General features: G+C 60.9%; 23 protein-coding genes. 12 read left to right on the top strand and 11 right to left on the bottom strand.

Annotated elements, in window-relative coordinates; translation table 11 throughout:
• The first annotated feature begins 94 nt into the window (after nt 1-94).
• Nucleotides 95-742, top strand: a complete 648-nt coding sequence (locus PMI07_RS27865; RefSeq protein ID WP_007753921.1) for an invasion associated locus B family protein — start codon at nt 95-97, stop codon at nt 740-742.
• Between the two features lie 116 nt (nt 743-858).
• Here the strand turns inward: PMI07_RS27865 and hspQ are convergent, their stop codons facing one another.
• The 4 genes from hspQ to PMI07_RS27845 all read right to left on the bottom strand — a co-directional run bounded on the left by hspQ (nt 859) and on the right by PMI07_RS27845 (nt 4,121).
• Nucleotides 859-1,188, bottom strand: coding sequence for a heat shock protein HspQ (hspQ, locus tag PMI07_RS27860; RefSeq protein WP_007753924.1), 330 nt, complete (start codon nt 1,186-1,188; stop codon nt 859-861).
• A gap of 94 nt (nt 1,189-1,282) precedes the next feature.
• The gene (locus tag PMI07_RS27855) at nt 1,283-2,206 is read right to left on the bottom strand and encodes a DMT family transporter (protein WP_007753927.1); all 924 of its coding nucleotides are present in this window, start codon (nt 2,204-2,206) and stop codon (nt 1,283-1,285) included.
• A 95-nt stretch (nt 2,207-2,301) separates the two neighbouring features.
• Nucleotides 2,302-3,711: a type I glutamate--ammonia ligase gene (glnA, locus tag PMI07_RS27850; RefSeq protein ID WP_007753930.1), complete on the bottom strand. Its 1,410-nt coding sequence runs from the start codon at nt 3,709-3,711 to the stop codon at nt 2,302-2,304.
• 71 nt (nt 3,712-3,782) lie between these two features.
• Nucleotides 3,783-4,121: a P-II family nitrogen regulator gene (locus PMI07_RS27845; RefSeq protein ID WP_007753933.1), complete on the bottom strand. Its 339-nt coding sequence runs from the start codon at nt 4,119-4,121 to the stop codon at nt 3,783-3,785.
• A 344-nt stretch (nt 4,122-4,465) separates the two neighbouring features.
• On the opposite strand from PMI07_RS27845, the gene PMI07_RS27840 reads away from it, so the two are divergent.
• A complete protein-coding gene (locus PMI07_RS27840) occupies nt 4,466-5,947 on the top strand; it encodes a bifunctional ADP-dependent NAD(P)H-hydrate dehydratase/NAD(P)H-hydrate epimerase (RefSeq protein ID WP_024164217.1) in 1,482 nt (493 codons plus the stop codon).
• On the opposite strand, the gene PMI07_RS27835 is transcribed toward PMI07_RS27840, so the two are convergent.
• Together PMI07_RS27835 and uvrA are read right to left on the bottom strand one after the other, a co-directional pair.
• Nucleotides 5,944-6,756 carry a DUF72 domain-containing protein gene (locus PMI07_RS27835; protein WP_007763730.1) on the bottom strand — a complete coding sequence of 271 codons (813 nt, stop codon included), beginning with the start codon at nt 6,754-6,756 and terminating at the stop codon, nt 5,944-5,946. The genes PMI07_RS27840 and PMI07_RS27835 overlap by 4 nt on opposite strands.
• A 24-nt stretch (nt 6,757-6,780) precedes the next feature.
• Nucleotides 6,781-9,702, bottom strand: a complete 2,922-nt coding sequence (gene uvrA / locus PMI07_RS27830) for an excinuclease ABC subunit UvrA (protein ID WP_007763734.1) — start codon at nt 9,700-9,702, stop codon at nt 6,781-6,783.
• 249 nt (nt 9,703-9,951) lie between these two features.
• On the opposite strand from uvrA, the gene PMI07_RS27825 reads away from it, so the two are divergent.
• Nucleotides 9,952-10,500 (top strand): single-stranded DNA-binding protein, encoded by a 549-nt coding sequence (locus PMI07_RS27825; RefSeq protein ID WP_007763736.1) that lies wholly within the window; start codon nt 9,952-9,954, stop codon nt 10,498-10,500.
• A gap of 49 nt (nt 10,501-10,549) precedes the next feature.
• Here PMI07_RS27825 and PMI07_RS27820 read toward each other — a convergent pair whose 3' ends face one another.
• Both PMI07_RS27820 and PMI07_RS27815 read right to left on the bottom strand, forming a co-directional pair.
• Entirely contained in the window at nt 10,550-11,695 is a 1,146-nt protein-coding gene (locus tag PMI07_RS27820) for an HPP family protein (protein WP_037088662.1), read from the bottom strand.
• 105 nt (nt 11,696-11,800) lie between these two features.
• The gene (locus PMI07_RS27815; RefSeq protein ID WP_007763740.1) at nt 11,801-12,430 is read right to left on the bottom strand and encodes a MarC family protein; all 630 of its coding nucleotides are present in this window, start codon (nt 12,428-12,430) and stop codon (nt 11,801-11,803) included.
• 227 nt (nt 12,431-12,657) lie between these two features.
• Here PMI07_RS27815 and gyrA point away from each other — a divergent pair, with 227 nt between their 5' ends.
• On the top strand, nt 12,658-15,498 hold the full coding sequence (gene gyrA / locus PMI07_RS27810) for a DNA gyrase subunit A (RefSeq protein ID WP_024164216.1): 2,841 nt from the start codon (nt 12,658-12,660) through the stop codon (nt 15,496-15,498).
• A 119-nt stretch (nt 15,499-15,617) separates the two neighbouring features.
• Here gyrA and PMI07_RS35460 read toward each other — a convergent pair whose 3' ends face one another.
• Complete coding sequence (locus PMI07_RS35460) at nt 15,618-15,761, bottom strand: hypothetical protein (RefSeq protein WP_007763744.1); 144 nt, start codon at nt 15,759-15,761, stop codon at nt 15,618-15,620.
• A gap of 29 nt (nt 15,762-15,790) precedes the next feature.
• The gene (locus PMI07_RS35150; protein WP_155414821.1) at nt 15,791-15,946 is read right to left on the bottom strand and encodes a hypothetical protein; all 156 of its coding nucleotides are present in this window, start codon (nt 15,944-15,946) and stop codon (nt 15,791-15,793) included.
• Nucleotides 15,947-16,065: 119 nt separating this feature from the next.
• Here PMI07_RS35150 and PMI07_RS35145 point away from each other — a divergent pair, with 119 nt between their 5' ends.
• The 6 genes from PMI07_RS35145 to tgt all read left to right on the top strand — a co-directional run bounded on the left by PMI07_RS35145 (nt 16,066) and on the right by tgt (nt 20,333).
• Nucleotides 16,066-16,278, top strand: a complete 213-nt coding sequence (locus PMI07_RS35145) for a hypothetical protein (RefSeq protein ID WP_155956668.1) — start codon at nt 16,066-16,068, stop codon at nt 16,276-16,278.
• 103 nt (nt 16,279-16,381) lie between these two features.
• Nucleotides 16,382-16,876, top strand: a complete 495-nt coding sequence (coaD, locus tag PMI07_RS27805; RefSeq protein WP_007763749.1) for a pantetheine-phosphate adenylyltransferase — start codon at nt 16,382-16,384, stop codon at nt 16,874-16,876.
• 27 nt (nt 16,877-16,903) lie between these two features.
• The gene (locus PMI07_RS27800) at nt 16,904-17,476 is read left to right on the top strand and encodes a peptidylprolyl isomerase (protein WP_007763751.1); all 573 of its coding nucleotides are present in this window, start codon (nt 16,904-16,906) and stop codon (nt 17,474-17,476) included.
• Nucleotides 17,477-17,545: 69 nt separating this feature from the next.
• Entirely contained in the window at nt 17,546-18,055 is a 510-nt protein-coding gene (locus PMI07_RS27795) for a peptidylprolyl isomerase (protein WP_007763754.1), read from the top strand.
• 65 nt (nt 18,056-18,120) lie between these two features.
• The gene (gene queA / locus PMI07_RS27790) at nt 18,121-19,206 is read left to right on the top strand and encodes a tRNA preQ1(34) S-adenosylmethionine ribosyltransferase-isomerase QueA (RefSeq protein ID WP_007763756.1); all 1,086 of its coding nucleotides are present in this window, start codon (nt 18,121-18,123) and stop codon (nt 19,204-19,206) included.
• Nucleotides 19,203-20,333 (top strand): tRNA guanosine(34) transglycosylase Tgt, encoded by a 1,131-nt coding sequence (tgt, locus tag PMI07_RS27785; RefSeq protein ID WP_007763758.1) that lies wholly within the window; start codon nt 19,203-19,205, stop codon nt 20,331-20,333. The genes queA and tgt overlap by 4 nt, the downstream gene beginning before the upstream one ends.
• Nucleotides 20,334-20,343: 10 nt before the next feature.
• Here the strand turns inward: tgt and PMI07_RS27780 are convergent, their stop codons facing one another.
• A complete protein-coding gene (locus PMI07_RS27780) occupies nt 20,344-20,769 on the bottom strand; it encodes a DUF4864 domain-containing protein (protein WP_007763760.1) in 426 nt (141 codons plus the stop codon).
• A gap of 284 nt (nt 20,770-21,053) precedes the next feature.
• On the opposite strand from PMI07_RS27780, the gene PMI07_RS27775 reads away from it, so the two are divergent.
• Together PMI07_RS27775 and PMI07_RS27770 are read left to right on the top strand one after the other, a co-directional pair.
• Complete coding sequence (locus tag PMI07_RS27775; RefSeq protein ID WP_007763761.1) at nt 21,054-22,235, top strand: MFS transporter; 1,182 nt, start codon at nt 21,054-21,056, stop codon at nt 22,233-22,235.
• Between the two features lie 93 nt (nt 22,236-22,328).
• Entirely contained in the window at nt 22,329-22,946 is a 618-nt protein-coding gene (locus PMI07_RS27770) for a J domain-containing protein (RefSeq protein ID WP_155956667.1), read from the top strand.
• The last annotated feature ends 70 nt before the right edge of the window (nt 22,947-23,016 follow it).

Raw genomic sequence — 23,016 nt, 5'->3', positions numbered from 1 at the left:
CCTCATTTGACCGACAGTTCACAGGCAATAGGACACCCCGAGGGAGTTGACGGCGTCTGCCGTACCCAGCTGATTTCAGGAGACGGATCTCGTTATGATGCTTAAGGCAACCCAAGTTCTGCGGACGGCAATGTCCGTTCTCGCTCTTTCGGCCGGTGCGATGGCGCTGCCGGTTGGAGCCCTTGCCCAGGATGCTCCGGCCGCGGCCGCTCCTGGCGCGCCGCCGCTCGGCTGGTTCAAGACCTGCACCAAGCAGGACGACAGCGATCTCTGCGTCGTGCAGAACATCATAGCTGCCCAGAACGGCCAGCTCATCACCGCCGTCGGCCTGATCACGGTCGAAGGCAAGGTCAACCGCAAGATCATGCAGGTCTCGGTACCGACTGCGCGCCTCGTGCCGCCCGGCATCGTCATGCAGATCGATGGCGGCAAGGGCCAGAAGCTCGATTATATCGTCTGCCTTCCGGACAAGTGCACCGCCGAAGTGCCGCTGACGGACGCGATGATCGCCAGCCTCAAGAAGGGCAGCGAGGTGGTCTTCACCTCGATCAACTTCCGCCGTGCTCCGAACCCGATCAAGGTTCCGCTGACGGGCTTTACCGGTATCTTCGATGGCCCGGCCATGCCGCAGGAACAGATCGCCCAGAGCCAGCGCAGCCTGGAAGAAGGCATGCAGCGCAAGGCGGAAGAGACCCGCAAGAAGCTGGAAGACGCCCAGAAAGCTGCCAAGCAGGGCCAGTAAGCTTTTCGCGGAAAGCCAAACATTCGAAGCCCGGCCATGCGCCGGGCTTTCTGATTCCGGCGTTAAAAAAAGCGCCGGCGAGGTGCCGACGCCTTTCCAGTTTTCGAGAATTGGGTTTAGTGGGCCAGTATGATCTTGGGCTTCAACTGACCGGATGGGCCGCGATCGAAGATCTGGTAGACCTGCGGATTGCGCAGCGGAGCATCGTTTTCGTCATGCTCCAGATTTTGCTCTGAAACATAGGCGACATATTCCGTCTCGTCATTCTCCGCGAGGAGATGATAGAAGGGCTGGTCCTTGTTCGGCCGGATTTCCGCGGGAATGGAATTCCACCATTCTTCCGTATTGGCGAATTCCGGATCCACATCGAACACGACGCCGCGAAACGGGAAGACCTTGTGGCGGACCACTTCTCCGATGGTGAATTTAGCGTTGCGTTGTTTCATGGTGCGATGTCCTTTCGCATCCTAATGTGGGAATAAAATTCTCCGACATCAAGAGATTAATGCAGACCGGCCCGCATCGTTCCACGGGATAGACTTAAGGCTTAGTAAGCCCCCGCGGCCGTCTCGTCGCCAGAACGACGCCGCCGAGAACGAGAACGATGCCGACCGCGTGATATGTTTCGAAAGTCTCGCCAAGGAAGATCACCGCCATGATGATAGAGACCGGCGGCATCATGTACAGCGTTATCCCGGCCGTCGCCGGCCCGAATTTCCTCACCGTGTGCTGGAAGCAGAAGAAGGCGGCAAGCGAGGCAAACAGGATGATGCCGGCGATCTTGGACCAAGCCGAAAACGTCTTCGGCAAGAGCCCGCCATGGAAGAGTTCCCAGATGGCCGGTGGCAGCAGGAGGAGGGAGCCGGAAAAGGCGATCAGCCCGAACAGCGTCAATGGCCGGATCGCCTGGGCGGCCGGGCGGCGCAGCAGGATCGAGTAGATGGCGAAGGCGATCGCCGCCACCAGCATCCCGAGATCGCCCACATTGAAATTCATGCCAGCCAATGCGCCGAAATCGCCGCGCAGCACGATCGCCGTCACACCCGCGAACGCGACCACCATGCCCAGCAGCTCGCGGCTGCCGATCCGACGGCCGGAAAACTGCCATTCGAACAGGATGATGAACAGCGAGGAGGTCGTGTAGATCAGCGTCGCGTTCGAAGCCGTCGTCAACGTCAGCGCCCAATAGACGAAGCCGCCGCAGATGCCGATGCTCAAGAAGCCCAGCCACAGCCAGAGCCAGGTATGCCGGCGCACGAAGGTCCAGGCAGCCGGCCAGTCGAGATAAAGCAGCGGCACCATGATCAGTGTCGACCCAGCCCAGCGGATAAAGGCGGTGATGAACGGTCCGATCTCGCCGATCACGCCGCGCCCGAAGATCAGGTTGCTGGAAAAGAAGACGGGCACAAGGGCGAAGATCAGCCAGTCGGTCGAACGTGGCTGCGGAGAATTGGGGGAGGGCATCGGCACACCGGCAATAAGGCACAAGCCGTCAGGCTCGGCGGAACGGCAAACGGCGGGCTTGCGGCCCGCCGTCTCCAAGGCAAAGGCGCTGATGATTAGGCCGAATAATACATGTCGAATTCGACCGGATGCGGTGTCATCTCGAAGCGCATGACTTCCACCATCTTGAGTTCGATATAGGCGTCGATCTGGTCGTCGTCGAAGACGCCGCCGGCGGTCAGGAACTTGCGGTCGCGATCGAGGTTTTCGAGCGCTTCGCGCAGAGAGCCGCAGACGGTCGGGATCTTCTTCAGCTCCTTCGGCGGCAGGTCGTAGAGATCCTTGTCCATGGCCTTGCCGGGATGGATCTTGTTCTTGATGCCGTCGAGGCCGGCCATCAGCATGGCGGCAAAGGCGAGATAGGGGTTTGCCAGCGGATCCGGGAACCGGACTTCGACGCGCTTCGACTTCGGACCCGTGCCGAAGGGAATGCGGCACGAAGCCGAGCGGTTGCGGGCCGAATAGGCAAGCAGAACCGGCGCTTCATAACCCGGGACAAGACGCTTGTAGGAGTTCGTCGTCGGGTTGGTGAAGGCGTTGATCGCCTTGGCATGCTTGATGATGCCGCCGATATAGAAGAGGCAGCTTTCGGAAAGGCCCGCATATTCGTCGCCCGCGAAGGTCGGCTTGCCGTCCTTCCAGATCGACTGGTGCACGTGCATGCCCGAGCCGTTGTCGCCGAAGATCGGCTTCGGCATGAAGGTCGCGGTCTTGCCATAGGCGTTGGCGACCTGGTGTACGACGTATTTATAGATCTGGATCTTGTCGGCGTTGCGCACCAGCGTGTCGAACTTGACGCCGAGTTCGTGCTGGGCGGAAGCCACTTCGTGGTGATGCTTTTCGACGACCACACCCATTTCGGCGAGCACGGTCAGCATTTCGGAGCGCATGTCCTGCAGGCTGTCGACCGGCGGAACCGGGAAATAGCCGCCCTTGACGCGCGGACGGTGGCCGAGGTTGCCGGTCTCGTAATCCGTGTCGTCGTTGGACGGCAGTTCAGACGAGTCGAGCTTGAAGCCGGTATTGTAAGGGTCGGCCTTGTACTTGACGTCGTCGAAGACGAAGAATTCCGGTTCCGGGCCGACAAACACGGTATCGCCGATACCGGATGCCTTGAGATAGGCTTCGGCCTTCTTGGCGGTGCCGCGCGGGTCGCGGTTATAGGCTTCGCCCGAGATCGGATCGAGAATGTCGCAGAAGATGACCATCGTCGACTGTGCGAAGAACGGATCCATGTGGACCGTCGCCGGGTCCGGCATCAGCACCATGTCCGACTCGTTGATGGCCTTCCAGCCGCCGATCGAAGAACCATCGAACATGACGCCGTCGGCGAACATGTCCTCATCGACCGACGCGATGTCCATGGTAACGTGCTGCAGCTTGCCCTTGGGGTCGGTAAAGCGCAGGTCCACGAACTTGACGTCGTTTTCCTTGATTTGTTTCATGATTTCGCTTGCGCTCGTCATATGACCTCCTCGATGTACGATGACGATGAAACCCGGGCCTTCGGCCTCAAGGCATTTGGATGCAGGGGCGTTTAGATGGCGTCCACGCCCGTTTCACCGGTGCGGATGCGGATGACTTCCTCCACGTTGGAGACGAATATCTTGCCGTCTCCAATCCGTCCAGTCTGTGCCGCATTACGAATGGCTTCGATGACTGCATCCGCATTCTCGTCCGCAAGGACGACTTCGACTTTGACCTTCGGAAGGAAGTCGACGACGTATTCCGCGCCGCGATAGAGCTCGGTATGGCCCTTCTGGCGGCCAAAGCCCTTGGCTTCGGTCACGGTGATCCCTTGCAAGCCGACCTCCTGAAGGGCTTCCTTCACTTCGTCGAGCTTGAAAGGCTTGATGATCGCTTCGATCTTTTTCATGAGAAACTATATCTCCGCTTCTCTCTTGAAGCAGGCCTCTACCCGCTCGCCCATGGCAATGCAGGTATCGTGCCAAACTCGAACGTCACTTTCAAAAAAATAATACAGTTTTGTACGAATTCCCAACAAAACAGCAGCTTCAGTGGCAAAATTGCTTCCGTTTTTCTCAAAATTTGTGCGTTGCGGCACAAGAATCGCAGATTTTTGAAGTTTTTTCGGAAGTTAAGCAACATCGAATATAAGCAGGATAGAGTTCTAAATTTAGGCATTTGCATAATTTTTATGCTATTTTAGTTGGCGAAACGGCGCTTGTTTTCTGACCATCTTTCCGTTCAATAGCGCCTATGGATGTTTCGCTTGTTTCACTGCTACTGACACCTGACGAGATGGCCGCGGCGGACGCCGCTTCTGCCCGATCGGGCATTCCGTCCTTCGCTCTGATGGAAAGGGCGGGCCAGGCGGTCGCGGCCGCAGCACTCCGGCATTTTCCCGGCGCTTTGCGTTTTGCAGCGCTCTGTGGTCCCGGAAACAATGGTGGCGACGGATATGTGGCGGCTCGTGCGCTTGCCGAAGCCGGAGCGGTCGTCGATGTCTATCATCTCGGTGACCCGCAGAAACTGAAGGGCGATGCAAGGCAGGCACGCGACGTCTCCCGTCTGCCATCCAGACCGCTGGAAGAGTACCTGCCGACGGCCGGCGATGTGGTGGTCGATGCACTGTTTGGCGCCGGCCTGACACGCGATGTGCCGGACATTGTCGCGGATGTGATCCGCAAGGTCGCCGAGGCGCGGGTACCGGTTGTCGCCGTCGACCTGCCGTCCGGCCTGTGCGGCCGGCGGGGCGTGCCGCTCGGCGCCGCCTTCCAGGCCGCCCATACCGTCACCTTCATGACCAGAAAGCCGGGACATCTGTTGCTGCCGGGCAGGTCGCTTTGCGGTGACATCGAGGTTTTCGATATCGGCATTCCGGGCCGCATCATTTGCGAAGTCGCTGGCAAGGCAAGGGAAAATGGACCTGATTTGTGGCGCGGTCTGCTGGTCGAGCCGGGAAGCGAAACTCATAAATACCGACGCGGACATCTGGCCGTGTTTTCCGGCGAGGCCGGCAAGACCGGCGCGGCGCGGCTTTCGGCTGCCGCGGGCCTGAAGGCCGGGGCCGGCCTGGTGACGGTCGGTTCGCCGAGCGACGCCATGCCGGTCAATGCGGCATCGCTCACCGCGATCATGCTGCATCAGGTCGATACGGTCAAAGACCTGGAAGATTGGCTGCGCTCGGCAAAGCTTGCCGCCTTCGTGCTCGGGCCGGGCTTCGGCATCGGCAAGAGGGCAACGGAGTTCGCGCTGGCATTGAAGGATCGCCCGCTGCTGCTGGACGCCGATGGCATCACCTCCTTCAAGGAAAAACCCTCGGAATTGTTCGATGCTTTTGCCGGCGGTGAGCCCCATCTGGTGTTGACGCCGCACGAAGGCGAATTTACCCGGCTTTTCCCCGACATCGCCGCCGATGACAACCTCAGCAAGGTGGAAAAGGCGACAACCGCCGCCGCCCGCGCCCACGCCGCCATCGTCTACAAGGGCGCCGATACGGTCATCGCCAGCCCCGATGGACGTGCCTACATCAATACCAACGGACCGCCGTGGCTGGCGACCGCCGGCTCCGGCGACGTTCTGGCGGGCATGATCGGCGCATTGCTGGCTCAGGGCATGCCCACCTTCGAGGCCGCCGCGGCCGGCGTCTACCTGCATGGCGAAGCCGGCAAGCAGGCGGGCAGGGGCATGACGGCCGAAGACCTCACTGCCCATGCCGGCGTCGGGCTGGACCCCTAGCTGCGGCTTTCCAGGAGTTCGCGCATCGCCATCGCGCCATAGGGCGCATTCACCTTGCCCTCATGGATGAAGAAGGCGAAGACGTCGCGCGGCTCCTTCTTGACTTCACGCTTCTCGTCGACCAGGGGCAGGTCGTCCGGCACGCCACCCTCGGACCAGGTTTCAAGCCTTTTTGCCCAGGCCTTCATATCCTCTTCCGCATAGCAGGTCTTGATGTCGTCCGAGCCTTTCTGCAGGCGTGCGTAGACGAAGTCCGCCGTGATATCGGCAATCATCGGATAATCGAAATGGTCGGCGCAGACGGGTGCGATATTGTATTTCGCCAGCAGCGCGATGAATTCCGGCACCTTGAAACTATCGTTGCGGACCTCGACCACATGAGTCAGCTTCAAGCCGTCCAGCTTGTTCGGCAACAGTTTCAGGAAGGCCTCGAAATCGTCGGCCTCGAACTTCTTGGTCGGTGCGAACTGCCAGAGCAGCGGCCCGAGATGATCGCCGAGCTCGGTCAGGCCCTGGGTCAGGAATTTTTCGATCGACTCTCCCGCCTCGGCCAGAACCTTGCGGTTGGTGGTGAAGCGGCTGGCTTTGAGCGAAAAGATGAAGCCGTCCGGCACGTCCGACGCCCATTTGGCGAAGGTCTCCGGCTTCTGCGATCCGTAATAGGTGCCGTTGACCTCGATGACCTTCAGCTTGCTTGCGGCATATTCAAGCTGTTTTTTCTTGGCCAGTTTTTCAGGGTAGAATGTGCCTTCCCACGGCTCGAAGGTCCAGCCGCCGATGCCCGTGCGAATAGTGCCGGCTTTGGTCATGAATTCCCTCCCGTATGCGAAGAATTACTCCGCCGCTTCCACCTTCTTCATCGGCCGACGCTCCAGCAGTTCTTTCAGGAAATGGCCGGTATAGGAGCGCTTTTCCTTGACGATCTGCTCGGGCGTGCCGGCCGCGACCACTTCGCCGCCGCCCGTGCCGCCTTCCGGGCCGATATCGATGATCCAGTCGGCCGTCTTGATGACTTCCAGATTGTGCTCGATGACCACCACGGAATTTCCCTGGTTGACCAGTTCGTGCAACATTTCCAGGAGCTTGGCGACATCATGGAAATGCAGGCCGGTTGTCGGTTCGTCGAGAATGTAGAGCGTGCGTCCCGTCGAGCGTTTCGACAATTCCTTGGCTAGCTTGACGCGCTGCGCCTCGCCACCCGAAAGCGTATTGGCCTGCTGGCCGACCTTGATATAGCCGAGGCCGACATCGAAGAGCGACTGCAGCTTGTCGCGCACCGCCGGCACTGCCGAGAAGAACTCGACGCCTTCCTCGACCGTCATGTCGAGCACGTCGGCGATCGACTTGCCCTTGAAGGTGACGTCGAGCGTCTCGCGATTATAGCGTTTCCCGTGGCAGACGTCGCAGGTGACATAGACATCCGGCAGGAAGTGCATCTCGATCTTGATGACGCCGTCGCCCTGGCAGGCCTCGCAACGGCCGCCCTTGACGTTGAACGAGAAACGGCCGGGCTGGTAGCCACGAGCTTTTGCCTCCGGCAAGCCGGCAAACCAGTCGCGGATCGGCGTGAAGGCGCCGGTATAGGTCGCCGGGTTGGATCGTGGCGTACGGCCGATCGGCGACTGGTCGATATCGATCACCTTGTCGATATGCTCGAAACCGTCGATCCTGTCGTGCTCGGCCGGGATTTCGCGCGCGCCCATGACGCGGCGAGCGGCGGATTTATAAAGCGTCTCGATCAGGAAGGTCGACTTGCCGCCGCCGGAAACGCCGGTCACGGCGGTAAACACGCCGAGCGGAATGGCGGCTGTGACATTCTTGAGGTTGTTGCCGCGGGCGCCAAAAACCTTAATTTCCTTGCCCTTCTTCGGCTTGCGGCGCTCCATCGGAACCGGCACGCCGAGTTCGCCCGACAGATACTTGCCAGTCAGCGACTTCGGATTGGCCATCACTTCGTGTGGCGTGCCTTCGGCCACCACCTGTCCGCCATGAATGCCGGCTGCCGGGCCGATATCGACGACGTAGTCAGCCGACAGGATCGCATCCTCGTCGTGTTCGACGACAATGACCGTGTTGCCGATGTCGCGCAGGTGTTTCAGCGTATCGAGCAGGCGGGCATTGTCGCGCTGGTGCAGGCCGATCGACGGTTCGTCGAGCACGTAAAGAACGCCGGTCAGGCCCGAGCCGATCTGCGAGGCGAGTCGGATGCGCTGGCTTTCGCCACCGGACAATGTGCCGGAATTTCGCGACAGGCTGAGATAATCGAGGCCGACATCGTTCAGGAACCGCAGGCGTTCGCGGATTTCTTTCAGAATGCGGACTGCGATCTCGTTCTGCTTGGCATTCAGCTGTTCCGGCAGCACCTCGAACCAGTCGCGGGCGAGGCGTATGGACATCTCCGTGACCTGGCCGATATGCAGCTTGTTGATCTTGACTGCCAGCGCTTCCGGCTTCAGGCGATAACCGTTGCAGGCCGGGCAGGGCGCCGCCGACATGTAGCGTTCGATCTCCTCGCGGGCCCAGGCGGAATCGGTTTCCTTCCAGCGGCGTTCGAGGTTCGGCACGATGCCTTCGAAATTCTTGACCGTCTTGTAGGAACGGGCACCATCGGCATAGTGGAACTCGATCTTTTCCTCGGTCCCTTCCAGGATGGCCTTTTGTGCTTCTTCGGAAAGTTCGTTCCAGCGGCTGGACAGCTTGAAACCGAAAACTTTCCCGAGCGCTTCGAGCGTCTGGTTATAATAGGGCGAGGTGGATTTCGCCCAAGGGGCGATCGCGCCATCCCGCAGCGTGCGGGCGGGTTCCGGCACGATCAGCGCTTCGTCCACCTTCTGCTGTGAGCCGAGGCCGTCGCAGGTCGGGCAGGCGCCGAAGGGATTGTTGAACGAAAACAGCCGCGGCTCGATTTCCGGAATGGTGAAACCGGAGACGGGGCAGGCGAATTTTTCCGAAAACAGCACCCGCTCGTGCGTTTCGTTGAGCGACTTGTTGGCGGAGCCCCCGGCTGAGGTATCCTCGGCGCGCAGCGGCTTGTCGGCGAATTCGGCGACGGCCAGCCCGTCGGCCAGTTTCAGCGAGGTTTCGAGACTGTCGGCCAGGCGTGCGGAGATGTCGGAGCGTACCACGAGGCGGTCCACGACGATATCGATATCGTGCTTGTATTTCTTGTCGAGCGCCGGAACGTCGGCGATCTCGTAGAACTGGCCATCGACCTTCACCCGCTGAAAGCCCTTTTTCATCAGGTCTGCCAGTTCCTTCTTGTACTCGCCTTTCCGGCCGCGGATCATCGGCGCCAGAATATAAAGACGCGTGCCTTCCTCGAAAGCGAGGATGCGGTCGACCATCTGGCTGACCGTCTGGCTTTCGATCGGCAGTCCTGTTGCCGGAGAATAAGGCACCCCGACACGGGCAAAAAGCAGGCGCATATAGTCGTAGATCTCGGTAACCGTGCCGACCGTCGAGCGCGGATTGCGCGAGGTGGTCTTCTGCTCGATCGAGATTGCCGGCGAAAGCCCGTCGATCTGGTCGACATCCGGCTTCTGCATCATCTCCAGGAACTGGCGTGCATAGGCCGAAAGGCTTTCCACATACCGCCGCTGGCCTTCCGCATAGATCGTGTCGAAGGCGAGCGACGATTTGCCCGAACCCGATAGGCCGGTCATGACGATCAGCGAGTTGCGCGGCAGATCGAGATCGATGCCCTTCAAATTGTGCTCGCGCGCACCACGTATAGAAATGCTCTTCAGTTCACTCATCTTCATGCTCTCGGGAGGATTGAAGGTCCTTATGTAGTGATAGATCCTCGGCTGTCGAGACGAAACTGCTGCGATGCGGCGCCGTTCCCGAGTCGGTTGACAGCACTATAGGAATAAACTAGAACAAATAAAGAACAAATTTGCCTGTGGATTAAAGGTCGCAAAAACCCCAATGGCTGCGCCCGATGGGCTAAAGTGCCGCGATTGATTTTTGGTGCCGCCGGGCGGGTGGCAGATGAGGTGACGAATATGGCTGGTAGTGTGAACAAGGTAATCCTGGTGGGGAATGTGGGGGCTGATCCTGAAATCCGCCGGACGCAGGACGGCCGGCCGATCGCCAACCTTCGCATCGCCACGTCCGAAACCTGGCGTGATCGCAACAATGGCGAACGCCGCGAGAAGACCGAATGGCACACGGTCGTCGTCTTCAACGAGGGCCTCTGCAAGGTCGTCGAACAATATGTGAAAAAGGGCGCCAAGCTTTATATCGAAGGCGCGCTGCAGACCCGCAAGTGGCAGGACCAGACAGGCAACGACCGCTATTCGACGGAAATCGTGCTCCAGGGCTTCAACTCGACGCTGACCATGCTGGACGGTCGCGGCGAGGGCGGCGGCGACCGTGGTGGTGCTGGCGGCAATCGTGTCGGCAATGACTTCGGCGGCAACGATTTTGGTGGCGGTGACGATTACGAGCGCCGGCCTGCCGCGGGCGGTGCGAGCCGTGGCGGTCAGTCCTCGGGCGGTCAGCCGGCCGGCGGTAATTTCTCGCGTGATCTCGATGACGACATTCCGTTCTGATCGGTCGGTCGCCATCGATTTCTGAAACGGCAGCTGCCTGAATTATTGCTCAGGCGGCCGCCTTGTCGGCGAGCATCGCGACCAGGACGTCGGATTGCGACAGAATGCCGACCAGTTTGTTGTTCTCCCGGGTTACCGGCAGGTAGTGCAGCGCCTCTTCGGCGAAGATAACGATCGCGTCTGCGATCGGCGTGTCCGGGCCAACCGTTTTGACCGGCGTCGTCATGATGTCCTTGACCGTGTCGTTCGGCGCGCTGGCGCCCGACAGAACGAGGCGCAGGCGCTGCGCAAATCCGATTTTTGGCCGGCCTCTCGTCCAATACGCCTTGTCGAGAAAATCGGTCTGGGTGACGATGCCAACCACTTCCGCCCTGTCATTGGTGACCGGCAGGGCCTTGAAATGGTGGACGCGCATCAGATCATGTGCCTCCTTCAGCGAATTGTCCGGAGCCACCGCCACCACATCGCGTGACATGATGCTGGCGCAATCGAGATGACCGGCGCGCCGGCGATAGGAGCGCAGTTCCGTCCGCCGCAGGATCGTTTCGAGGTCGTCGCGGTCGATATCCAGGAACTCGTCGTATTCTTTCAGGACATCGTCGAGGTCGGCGGAGGTGAAGCCGATGCGCTGGATCGAGGCGGGATCGGTCGTGCCGTGATCGGCCGCCGGCTTGGCCGCGTGCGGGTACCGACGTCCCGTCAGATTGTTGAAGACCAGCGCGATCAACAGCAGGGCCAGCGAATTGCCGGCGATCGGCCAGATCACGAAGCCATATCCGAGTTCGTGGATCGCCGGTCCGCCGAGCACGGCGGTGAGCGCGATCGCGCCACTCGGGGGATGCAGGCACCGAAGCGTCATCATCGCGGCGATGGCAACAGCGATCGCCACCGCCGAGGCCAGGAACGGGTCGGTTATCAGAAGAGCGGCGGTCACTCCAACCAGGGCCGCGACGATATTGCCGCCAAGGATCGACCAGGGTTGGGCAAGCGGGCTGGAAGGCACCGCAAACAGCAGCACGGCCGAAGCGCCCATGGGGGCGACCAGCGCCGGAAGCGTTGCATCTGCTTTCAAAGCCAGGCTTCCCAGCAATCCCGTCACCAGAATTCCCGCAAGCGCGCCAAGTGCTGCGCGCAGTCTTTCCCTGGGGCTGACGGGGGTGGCTTCCGGCAGGAGCCGGCGCAACAGACGGCGCATCATGGAGACCTTCGAGTGAGGTGGGATTGAATCGCGTTTTATCAGAAAATTCCGCTCTGTCGCCCGTGTCTTACCTAAGGCTGGGTCTTGCCCAAAGACTGAGGCCTAAAGATTGAAGGCCGAGCGCACCCCGTCGACCACGAACTGAACGGAGAGTGCCGCGAGGATGACGCCGAGCAGGCGGGTGAGGATTGCCCTTCCGGTGACGCCGAGGAAACGGTCGAGCCGCTCGGCGACCAGAAGCGTCGCGTAGACGAGCAGCATGATCAGCGCGATGACGCCGATGAAGAGTGCACGGTCGACAATGCCGGGCAGGGTGCCGGAAAGCAGGACGGTGGCGGAGATCGCGCCCGGTCCGGCAATCAGCGGCAGCGCCAGCGGAAAGACCGCGATATTGTGGATATGGTCGATGGTAATTGCCGCCTGGGATGTCTTCTCCTTCCGCTCCTGGCGTTTCTCGAACACCATTTCGAAGGAGATCCAGAAGAGCAGCAGGCCGCCGGCAATGCGGAAGGCACCGATCGATATCCCGAGCATCCCGAGCACGCTGGAGCCGAACAGCGCGAAGACGGCGAGGATGCCGAAGGCGATCAGCGATCCGCGGAAGGCGACCTGGCGCCGCTGGACGGCGGTCATGCCGACGGTCAGGCCCAGAAAGACCGGCGCCAGCCCCGGCGGATCGAGTGTCACGAGCATCGTGGTCAGGGCATTGACCAGCATATCGGGGGTCGCCATATCCTCTCCCTGTCGGGCTGCAATCCTTGCAGTCGCATGCGAAGATTGTTAGGACAGGCCGGCAGCGAAAGAAAGCCCACCCTATTCGCGTCGCGGCATGTTTCGGCCTCGTTCAAAAGCCGCGTCAAAGCCGCAAAAGCTGTTCAAAACCATCGTGGAAATTGGCGCTCGGAACCGCTTTCCGCTATAAAAAAGAAACTGATTCCGAACAGAGATCGTGATCCGATTTGACTGAGCAAAGCACACCCGGCGGCGGAAAGCTGCCTCCAGGCATCGAACCCATTTCCATCATGGAAGAGATGCAGCGGTCCTACCTCGATTACGCCATGAGCGTCATCGTCAGCCGCGCCCTTCCTGACGTCCGCGACGGATTGAAGCCGGTTCACCGGCGTATCCTCTACGGCATGTCGGAACTCGGCATCGACTGGAACAAGAAATACGTCAAATGCGCCCGTGTGACCGGGGACGTGATGGGTAAGTTCCATCCGCACGGCAACTCGGCGATCTATGACGCGCTGGCGCGCATGGCGCAGGATTGGTCGCTCCGCCTGCCGCTGATCGATGGTCAGGGCAATTTCGGTTCGATCGACGGCGACCCGCCGGCGGCCGAACGTTACACCGAGTGCCGCCTCGAGAAAGCGGCCCACGCCCTGCTCGACGATCTCGACAAGGAAACCGTCGATTTCCGCGACAACTATGACGGCACGCTGTCCGAGCCCGTCGTGGTGCCGGCGAAATTCCCGAACCTGCTGGTCAACGGCGCCGGCGGCATCGCCGTCGGCATGGCGACCAATATCCCGCCGCACAATCTGGTGGAAGTGATCAACGGCTGTATCGCCCTGATCGACAACCCGGCGATCGAACTTCCGGAAATGATGGAGATCATTCCCGGTCCGGACTTTCCGACAGGCGCATTGATCCTCGGGCGGGCCGGCATCCGTTCCGCCTACGAGACCGGTCGCGGCTCGGTGATCATGCGTGGCGTCGCAGCGATCGAGCCGATGCGCGGCGACCGCGAGCAGATCATCATCACCGAAGTTCCCTTTCAGGTGAACAAGGCGACCATGGTCGAGAAGATCGGCGAACTGGTGCGTGAAAAGCGCATCGAGGGCATTTCCGACCTGCGCGACGAATCCGACCGCCAGGGCTACCGGGTCGTCGTCGAACTGAAGCGCGATGCCAATGCGGACGTGATCCTCAACCAGCTCTATCGCTACACGCCGCTGCAGACCTCCTTCGGCTGCAACATGGTGGCGCTGAACGGCGGCAAGCCGGAACAGCTCGCGCTGCTCGACATGCTGCGCGCCTTCGTGTCCTTCCGCGAGGAAGTGGTTAGCCGGCGCACGAAATATCTGCTGCGCAAAGCTCGCGAACGCGCCCACGTCCTGGTGGGCCTTGCGATCGCTGTCGCCAATATCGACGAGATCATCCTTCTGATCCGCCGCGCGCCCGATCCGCAGACGGCGCGCGAGCAGTTGATGACCCGTCGTTGGCCGGCTCAGGACGTCGATGCGCTGATCCGCCTCATCGACGATCCGCGCCACCGTATCAACGAGGACGGCACCTACAATCTCTCCGAGGAACAGGCCCGCGCCATCCTCGAGCTCCGTCTCGCCCGCCTGACGGCACTTGGCCGTGACGAAATCGGCGACGAACTCAACAAGATCGGCGCCGAAATCAGCGACTATCTCGACATCCTGTCGTCGCGCCTGCGCATCCAGACGATCGTCAAGGAAGAGCTCGCTGCCGTGCGCGACGAATTCGGCACGCCGCGCCGCACGCAGATTCTCGATGCCGGCCTGGAAATGGACGATGAGGATCTCATCGCCCGCGAGGACATGGTCGTCACCGTTTCACATCTCGGGTATATCAAGCGCGTCACGCTCGGCACCTATCGCGCCCAGCGTCGCGGCGGCAAGGGCCGTTCCGGCATGGCGACGCGCGACGAGGATTTCGTCACGCGCCTGTTCGTGGCCAATACCCACACGCCGGTTCTGTTCTTCTCCTCGCGCGGCATCGTCTACAAGGAAAAGGTCTGGCGCCTGCCGATCGGCACGCCGCAGTCCCGCGGCAAGGCGCTGATCAACATGCTGCCGCTGGAGCCGGGCGAGCGCATCACCACGATCATGCCGCTGCCCGAGGACGAAACGACCTGGGAAAACCTGGACGTGATGTTCTCGACGACCCGCGGCACCGTTCGCCGCAACAAGCTGTCGGACTTCGTGCAGGTGAACCGCAACGGCAAGATCGCCATGAAGCTGGAGGAGGAGGGCGATGAAATCCTCTCCGTCGAGACCTGCAAGGGTCCGAACCTCGACCTCGGTGAACCCGGCGACGACGTGCTTCTGACGACCGCGCTCGGCCAGTGCATCCGCTTCCCCGTCGACGACGTGCGTGTCTTTGCCGGCCGCAATTCGATCGGCGTGCGCGGCATCTCGCTCGGCGAAGGCGACCGTATCATCTCGATGACGATTGTCGGCCATGTCGATGCAGAACCGTGGGAACGTGCGGCCTACCTCAAGCGCTCGGCTGCCGAACGGCGTGCGGCAGGCGTCGACGAGGAGGATATCGCGCTGGTCGGCGAAGAAGTCACCGAAGAGGGACAGCTTCCCGATGATCGCTACGAGTATCTCAAGGAACACGAGCAGTTCGTGCTGACGGTGTCCGAGAAGGGCTTCGGCAAGCGGTCGTCTTCCTACGACTTCCGCACCTCTGGCCGCGGCGGCAAGGGCATCCGCGCCACCGATACCTCCAAGACCACGGAGATCGGCGAACTGGTTGCCGCCTTCCCGATCGAAGACAACGACCAGATCATGCTCGTGTCCGATGGCGGCGTGCTGATCCGTGTGCCGGTCAACGGTATCCGCATTGCCAGCCGCGCGACGAAGGGCGTTACGATCTTCTCGACCGCCAAGGACGAGAAGGTTGTTTCGGTCGAACGTATCAGCGAGCCGGAAGGCGACGAGGAAAACGGCAATGGTCTGCCGGAGGAAATCGTCAGCGAGACCGGCGATCTCGGCGCCGCCGCGCCGGAAGCCGGCCCGACGGATGAGGGTGCGGCCGAATAGGCCGCACTCCCATCAAAGCTGGGCAAAATAAAAAGCCGGAGGATGAAAATCCTCCGGCTTTTGTGTGAACCGCTTGCGACGGGAAGTCTGCGTGAACGCGGTTCGCTACCGTCAAATCGTCAGAATGCGCTGTGGCGGCGCGCGAAATCACTGAAATCCTTCATGTCCGCGCGTTCGCGCCGGAGCTCGGAAATCGTTGAGGCCACGGAAGCCACGAACATGATGCTGATCAAACCTGCAAGTACTGTCAACGTCACGAACATGGGATTCCTTTCTCGTCCGTGTATCCGCCTCAGTAATAAGAGAGATCGCTATAACGACCGGTTACCTGCGGATAATTCAGATCTGCCAATTGGGATTTATCTTGATAAAGGGTTACTGTTGCCGTCAGCATCACCGCAATCATGGCCGTCCAGACCAGGTTGATCATGGTGATCTTGTCCAGCATGACCGTTTTCCTTCTCGCGATCATCGCCATCTGTCCTTCTTGTTAGCCTGAACGCGCATCGCGCAAACAGGTTCCACCGCATTTTGAGAGATACTTAACCTTGTCGCTCTGAAGCGTCCTTGAATGCTCTGTTCATCTGGCGTTCAGAATTCGAAGTCTTTCAGGCTTCTTCCGGTCCGAAGGCAACAACGAAGGCCTCCAGTGCAAAAGCGATAATCACGGCTCCCATCACCATCAAAGCCAGCATTTCCGGTCGTTTCTCCCGAGATACGGACGGGTCTTTCGCCCGCCACGATCGTCATAAGACCACGGTGCCGCTGAAACGCCCTTGAACGGGCCATTCATATTTCGTTCAGAATTGGAGATGCTTGCGGTAAAGCGGCTTCCGTGACAAAAGGCGCGTGAAATTTCGCTGAAACAGGCCCGGACTTCGGCATGACCACTGCTTTCTATCCCGGTTCTTTCGACCCGATGACGCATGGCCACCTGGACGTACTCGTCCAGGCGCTCAATGTGGCGGACAAGGTGATCGTCGCGATCGGCATTCATCCGGGTAAGGTGCCGATGTTCACCTTCGAGGAGCGGGCAGAACTCATCAGCGCCTCGCTCAGTGAGGCGCTGCCGGGCAGGGCCGGCCATGTTTCGGTCGTTTCCTTCGACAAGCTGGTGGTCGATGCCGCCCGCGCCAATGGCGCCGGCCTTCTGATCCGCGGCCTGCGCGACGGCACCGATCTCGACTATGAAATGCAGATGGCCGGCATGAACCGCCAGATGGCGCCGGATATCCAGACCGTTTTCCTGCCGGCGGGCACCGCCTCGCGGCCCATTACGGCCACATTGGTCCGGCAGATCGCGGCGATGGGCGGCGACGTCAGCGCCTTCGTGCCTGCCGCGGTCCTCAAGGCCCTGAACAACAAGCTGAAACGCTGATCGTTTCCGAAACCCGGAGTTCTTTCCATGAAACTGCTTCGTCTTGCCGTCGCTGGCGTTTTCGCCCTTGCATCGATGGTCCTGCCGGCGCTTGCCGCACCGGATGATTTCCTGACCATCCAGTTGAAGGACGGTCCGGTGGTGATCCAGCTGATGCCGGAAGTCGCGCCGAAACATGTGGCGCAGATCAAGGCGCTCGCCGCCAAGGGTGAATACGACAATGTCGTTTTCCACCGCGTCATCAACGGCTTCATGGCCCAGACCGGTGACGTCCAATTCGGCAAGCAGGGGGGCAAGAGCTTCAACCCGGCTCGCGCCGGCATGGGCGGATCGGAAATGCCGAATATTCCGGCCGAATTTTCGAAGGTACCGTTTGAACGCGGCGTCGTCGGCATGGCGCGGTCGCAGGACCCGAATTCCGCCAACTCGCAATTCTTCATCATGTTCACCAAATATCCGAGCCTGGACGGCCAGTACACCGTCGTCGGCAAGGTCGTGTCGGGCATGGAACTCGTCGACAAGATCAAGCGCGGCCAGGGTGGCAATGGCGAAGTCACCGATCCCGACAAGATGATCAAAGTCACCGTCGGCAAGAAGTAAGCCGCAGGAATTAAACGAAGGGCGCCCCGTCGCTGACGACAATCGGGCGCCGTACCAAGGAGAAAGCATATGGCCGAGATCAAGGATCCGGAAAACACCCTCATCATGGAAACCACCAAGGGCAAGGTCGTCATCTCGCTTCTGCCCGACCTGGCGCCGGGCCACGTCGCCCGCATCAAGGAACTCGCTCGCGAGAATGCCTATGATGGCGTCGTTTTCCACCGCGTCATTCCCGATTTCATGGCCCAGACCGGCGACGTGAAGTTCGGCAAGCAGGGTGGTGCGGACTTCAACCCGGCCCGCGCCGGCATGGGTGGATCCGAGAAGCCGGATCTGAAGGCTGAATTCTCCGCCGTTCCGCACGTGCGCGGCACCTGCTCCATGGCCCGCTCGCAGAGCCCGAACTCCGCCAATTCGCAGTTCTTCATCTGCTTCACCGACGCCCCGTGGCTGAACAAGCAGTACACCGTCTGGGGCCAGGTCATCGAAGGCATGGACTTCATCGACCAGATCAAGAAGGGCGAGCCGGTCAAGGATCCGGACTCGATCGTGTCTGTCCGCGTCGCCGCCGACGTTTGATCTCACTTAAACGAATAACCCGCTCCGTCTGTCGGCGGGGCGGGTTTCTTATTTCTGGAAAGTCCATGCGCGTCGACCTCTTCGACTTCGATCTGCCAGAAGAAAACATCGCGCTGAGGCCCGCAAGCCCGCGCGACAGCGCCCGGCTGCTCGTCGTCAGGCCGGAAGGCGAGCCGGTGCTTGCCGATCACCGCGTGTCGGATCTGCCGGGTTTTCTGAGACCGGGCGACGCACTGGTCTTCAACGACACCAAGGTCATACCGGCGCAGCTCGAAGGCATCCGCCACCGCGAAGGAGCTGGCGGCCAGCAGGTTTCCGCGACGCTGCACATGCGCGTCGCCCCCGATCGCTGGAAGGCCTTCGCCAAGCCGGGAAAACGCATCAAGATCGGCGACCGGATCGAATTCGGCCATGGTGGCAATGCCTGCCTGATCGGTTCGCTTGCGGCAACCGTGGAAGACAAGGGCGAGGGCGGAGAAGTCACCCTTCGCTTCGATCTTTCGGGTCCGGTGCTCGACGAGGCGATCATGTCGGTCGGGCACATTCCGCTGCCGCCCTATATCGCGGCCAAGCGCCCGGAAGATGCGCAGGACCAAAAGGACTATCAGACCATCTACGCCCGCGAGGAGGGTGCCGTCGCGGCCCCGACCGCCGGCCTGCATTTCACGCCGGACCTGTTCTCGGCCCTCGACGCGGCCGGCATCGAGCGGCATTTCGTGACGCTGCATGTCGGGGCCGGCACCTTCCTGCCGGTCAAGGCCGACGACACGGCCGAACACAAGATGCATCAGGAGATCGGCTATGTGAGCGCCGAGATCGCCGCACGGCTGAATGCCGTGAGACGCGCCGGCGGCCGTATCGTCTGCGTTGGCACCACGTCGCTGAGGCTGATCGAAAGCGCCGCAGCCGATGACGGCACGATAAAGCCCTGGAGCGGCGCGACGGGCATTTTCATTACTCCCGGTTACCGCTTCAAGGCGGTCGACATGCTGATGACCAATTTCCATCTGCCGAGATCGACGCTGTTCATGCTCGTCTCGGCCTTCTGCGGGCTGGAAACGATGCGGTCGGCTTACGCCCACGCGATCGAAACCGGCTACCGCTTCTATTCCTATGGCGATTCCAGCCTGCTTTTCCGGGACGACCGATGACCGAGACTTTCCAGTTCAATCTCAAGGCCACCGATGGCGGCGCCAGGCTTGGCGAGATCACCATGCCGCGGGGCACGATCCGCACCCCGGCCTTCATGCCGGTCGGCACGGTCGGCACCGTCAAGGCCATGTATCTCGACCAGGTACGCGATACCGGCGCCGATATCATTCTCGGCAATACCTATCACCTGATGCTGAGGCCGGGTGCGGAGCGCGTCGCGCGGCTGGGTGGCCTGCATGAACTGATCCGCTGGAAACATCCGATCCTGACGGATAGCGGCGGCTTCCAGGTCATGTCGCTCTCGGGCCTGAGAAAGCTCGACGAAAAGGGCGTCACCTTCAAGAGCCATGTCGACGGCAGCCTGCATCACATGTCGCCGGAGCGCTCGATCGAGATCCAGGGACTGCTTGGCTCCGACATCCAGATGCAGCTCGACGAATGCGTGGCTCTGCCGGCCGAGCCGAAGGAGATCGAGCGGGCGATGGAACTGTCACTGCGCTGGGCCGAGCGCTGCCGCGTCGCCTTTGGCGATCAGCCGGGCAAGGCGATGTTCGGGATCGTCCAGGGCGGCGACCAGCCGGACCTGCGCATCCGCTCGGCCGAAGGCCTGAAACAGCTCGACCTGAAGGGTTATGCGGTCGGCGGCCTTGCCGTCGGCGAACCGCAGGACATCATGCTGAAGATGCTGGAGACGACGTTGCCTGTCCTGCCGTTCGAAAAGCCGCGTTACCTGATGGGCGTCGGCACGCCGGACGACATGCTGAAATCCGTGGCGCGCGGCATCGACATGTTCGACTGCGTCATGCCGACCCGTTCGGGCCGCCATGGGCTCGCCTTCACCCGCCGCGGCAAGGTCAACATCCGCAATGCCCGCCATGCGGAGGATATGCGGCCGCTGGACGAGGAATCGAACTGCCCGGCCGCGCGCGACTATTCCCGCGCCTACCTGCACCATCTCGTGCGCGCCGACGAAGCGCTCGGCGGCATGCTGCTCTCCTGGAACAACCTGAACTACTATCAGGACCTGATGAAGGGCATCCGCCAGTCGATCGCCGAAGGCCGCTTTGCAGATTTCTACGCGGAAACCCAGGAAATGTGGGCGAAGGGCGACATCGATCCCGTCTGACGCGAGGCTGTCAGATGCCCTGGCTGGCGGTGTTGCGGATCATCCGCACGCCGTTGACCTTATAGGACCCGTCGTCCATCAGCCGCATCTCGTAGATGGCCGTCCAGTCCTTGCCCTCCTTGGCGCTGATCATCACTTCCTGCAGCACCACTTCGCCACCGCCGATCATCTTGGAGCGGCCAAAAGCATAGTTGCCGGCATGATAGACCGGCTCGTAGGCCTTTCTCACCATCGCCAGGAATTGATCCTTGTTGGGATAGAGGCTGCGAATGCCGGGGGAGGCGAGAGAATAGGCCTTTTCCGCATCGTCGAGCCGAAGTGCGGCGATCTGGCTGGAAATCACCGCCTGGGCATCCGCGACCGGATCTTCGGCCCTGGCGGCGGTAAGGGAACAGAGAGCGAAACACAGGACGACAGCAACAAATCGAACGAGCATCGGGCTTTCTCCAGGGGCGAGCACCAGAAGGCTAGCGCCTTTCGGCGGAAGGAGAAGATGGCGCCTGCAAATTTTTCGTGCAACGCCTTTCTTCAAGGCAGGCGAATCCGAATGATTACAGAATGATGACGCCTTGAGGCAGAAGCAGCCGTTATCTGCACATTTTCGTGATATTCCGCCCGCTGGTGGCGCAGGGCAGGGTCCCGGTATCGTCGCTTGTCGATGGGTAAAGACGCTGTCACGAATCCGGCGGGGAGTTCGATTCGCCCGGACATGCAATTTCGATGAAAAGCCTTTTACCGCCCGCTCTGCTCTATTTCAGCAATGCGATCCTGTTCATTTCGCTGTTCACCCGGCTGCCGGCCATTCAGGCCTCGATGGGGATCGACAAGGCCGCGCTCGGTCTGGCCCTGCTGAGTGCTCCTCTCGGCACATTTCTCGCCCTGCCGCTTGCCGGTCGCATCAACGACCGTTTCTCCCCGCGGCTGACGGCGCTCGTGACCTTGCCGATCTGCGCCCTGCTCAGCCCGGCGCTCACTGTCCTGCCGGTCGCGGGCTTTGTGATCTGTTTCTTTTTGTTCGGCTTTTTCCGCACGATTTTCGATGTTGCCGCCAACATGATTTCCGCCGGCATCGAGCAGCGCACCGGCCGGAAGGTGCTGTCGCGCAGCCATGGTTTCTGGTCGATCGGCCTGCTGGTCGGATCCTTGTGTTCCGGCTTCCTCGCCGAAAAGGCGGTGACGCCCTTCGTCCAGCAGACGCTCGCCACCGGTTTCGTCATCGCCGCCTGTTTATTTGTCTTCTGGGTTACACCGAAAGACCCGGCACCGGAGACGCCGCGCGACCGCAAGGGTTCGGCCTACGTGCTTCCCGACAGGAAGATCCTGCTGATCTGCGTGATGGTTTTCGGTCTCTGTATCGTCGAGGGCGCGATTTACGACTGGGGCATCTTTTTCCTGCGCGAACACTTGAATGCCGATCCGGCGATTGCCGGCGTACTCTACGCCGCCTTCACCATCGGCATGGGGTTGACGCGGCTCTGCGGCGACATGCTGCGAGATAGTTTTGGCCCGAGGGTTCTGGTGCGTGCCTCGGCCGTTTCGGTCGCAGCCGGGGTCACGCTTCTGGTGGCGACGCCGGACCTGACGCTTGCGGGTGCGGCACTTTTCCTGATCGGCTGTGGCGTGGCGCTTGCTTTTCCGCTGGCGGTCTCGACGACGATCGCACTCGGCAAGGGCAAGCCGTCGGAAAACCTTGCGGCGCTGTCCCTGACGCTGATGCTGTCGACGATTGGCGTCCCTCCGCTGCTTGGCTTCATCGCCGAACATATAAGCCTGGTCGCGACTTTCCTCGTGCTTCTGCCCTGCGTGCTGGTCAGCTTCCTGATGGCACCGGTCGCCGAAGGCAGACGCCTGACCTGGCCGCGCGGCATCGCTGGGCCAAGGCGGATAGATCAAGAGAACTAGTCTGTGGGAAAGACAGGCAGGGGCATGACCCTGCCCATAATTGGCCACAAGAGTCGGTGAGGGGTTGAGACCGCTGGCCTTAGCCGTTAGACAATGAAACCGGATTTGCCGAAAACAGGTGACACTGTGATCGACCCTTATGAGATGCTTGGTGTTTCGCGCGAGGCGGATGGCGTAGCCATCAAGTCTGCCTATCGCAAACGCGCGAAAACGGTTCATCCGGATGCCGGCGGCGACGTCGATGCATTCGGAAAACTGACCGTGTCCTATGAACTGCTCTCCGATCCGGTACGCCGAAAAGTCTACGACGACACGGGTTACGACCCTGAGCTCGCCGACACGAAGGACCTGCAGGGGCTGGTGATTCTCGAAACGCTGGTCAACGAGATCATTCTCGACGAGCGCGAGCCGGGAAGCTTCGATCCCGTCGCCGCCATAAGGCGCAAGCTTACTGACAAGATCGTCAATGCCCGTTTCCACATCCTCGAAATGGAGCGGCACCGCGCCCGCATCCGCAACCATATCGATCGCATCGGCCGCAAGCCGAATGCGGATGTGCTGGGGCGCATGTTGCGGTCCCGCTGCGAGGCCATCAACGACGCGATCGGCAAGGCCGAGACCGAGATCGGCAACATCGAGCAGGCCTATGGCATGCTTGACGGCTATTCCTACGAGGTCGAAGTCATCGAGATCAAGACGGCCGCCGAGTGAGCGCCGAGGCACATCCCTTGACACTGAAGCTCGCCTCAAGACATAGCTTCAGCCCATTCAATTCAAAGGG

Source organism: Rhizobium sp. CF080 (assembly GCF_000282095.2).
Taxonomy (GTDB): Bacteria; Pseudomonadota; Alphaproteobacteria; order Rhizobiales; family Rhizobiaceae; genus Neorhizobium.
Note: the sequence above shows the minus strand (reverse complement) of the source record. Positions and strands in the feature narration are given on the sequence as shown.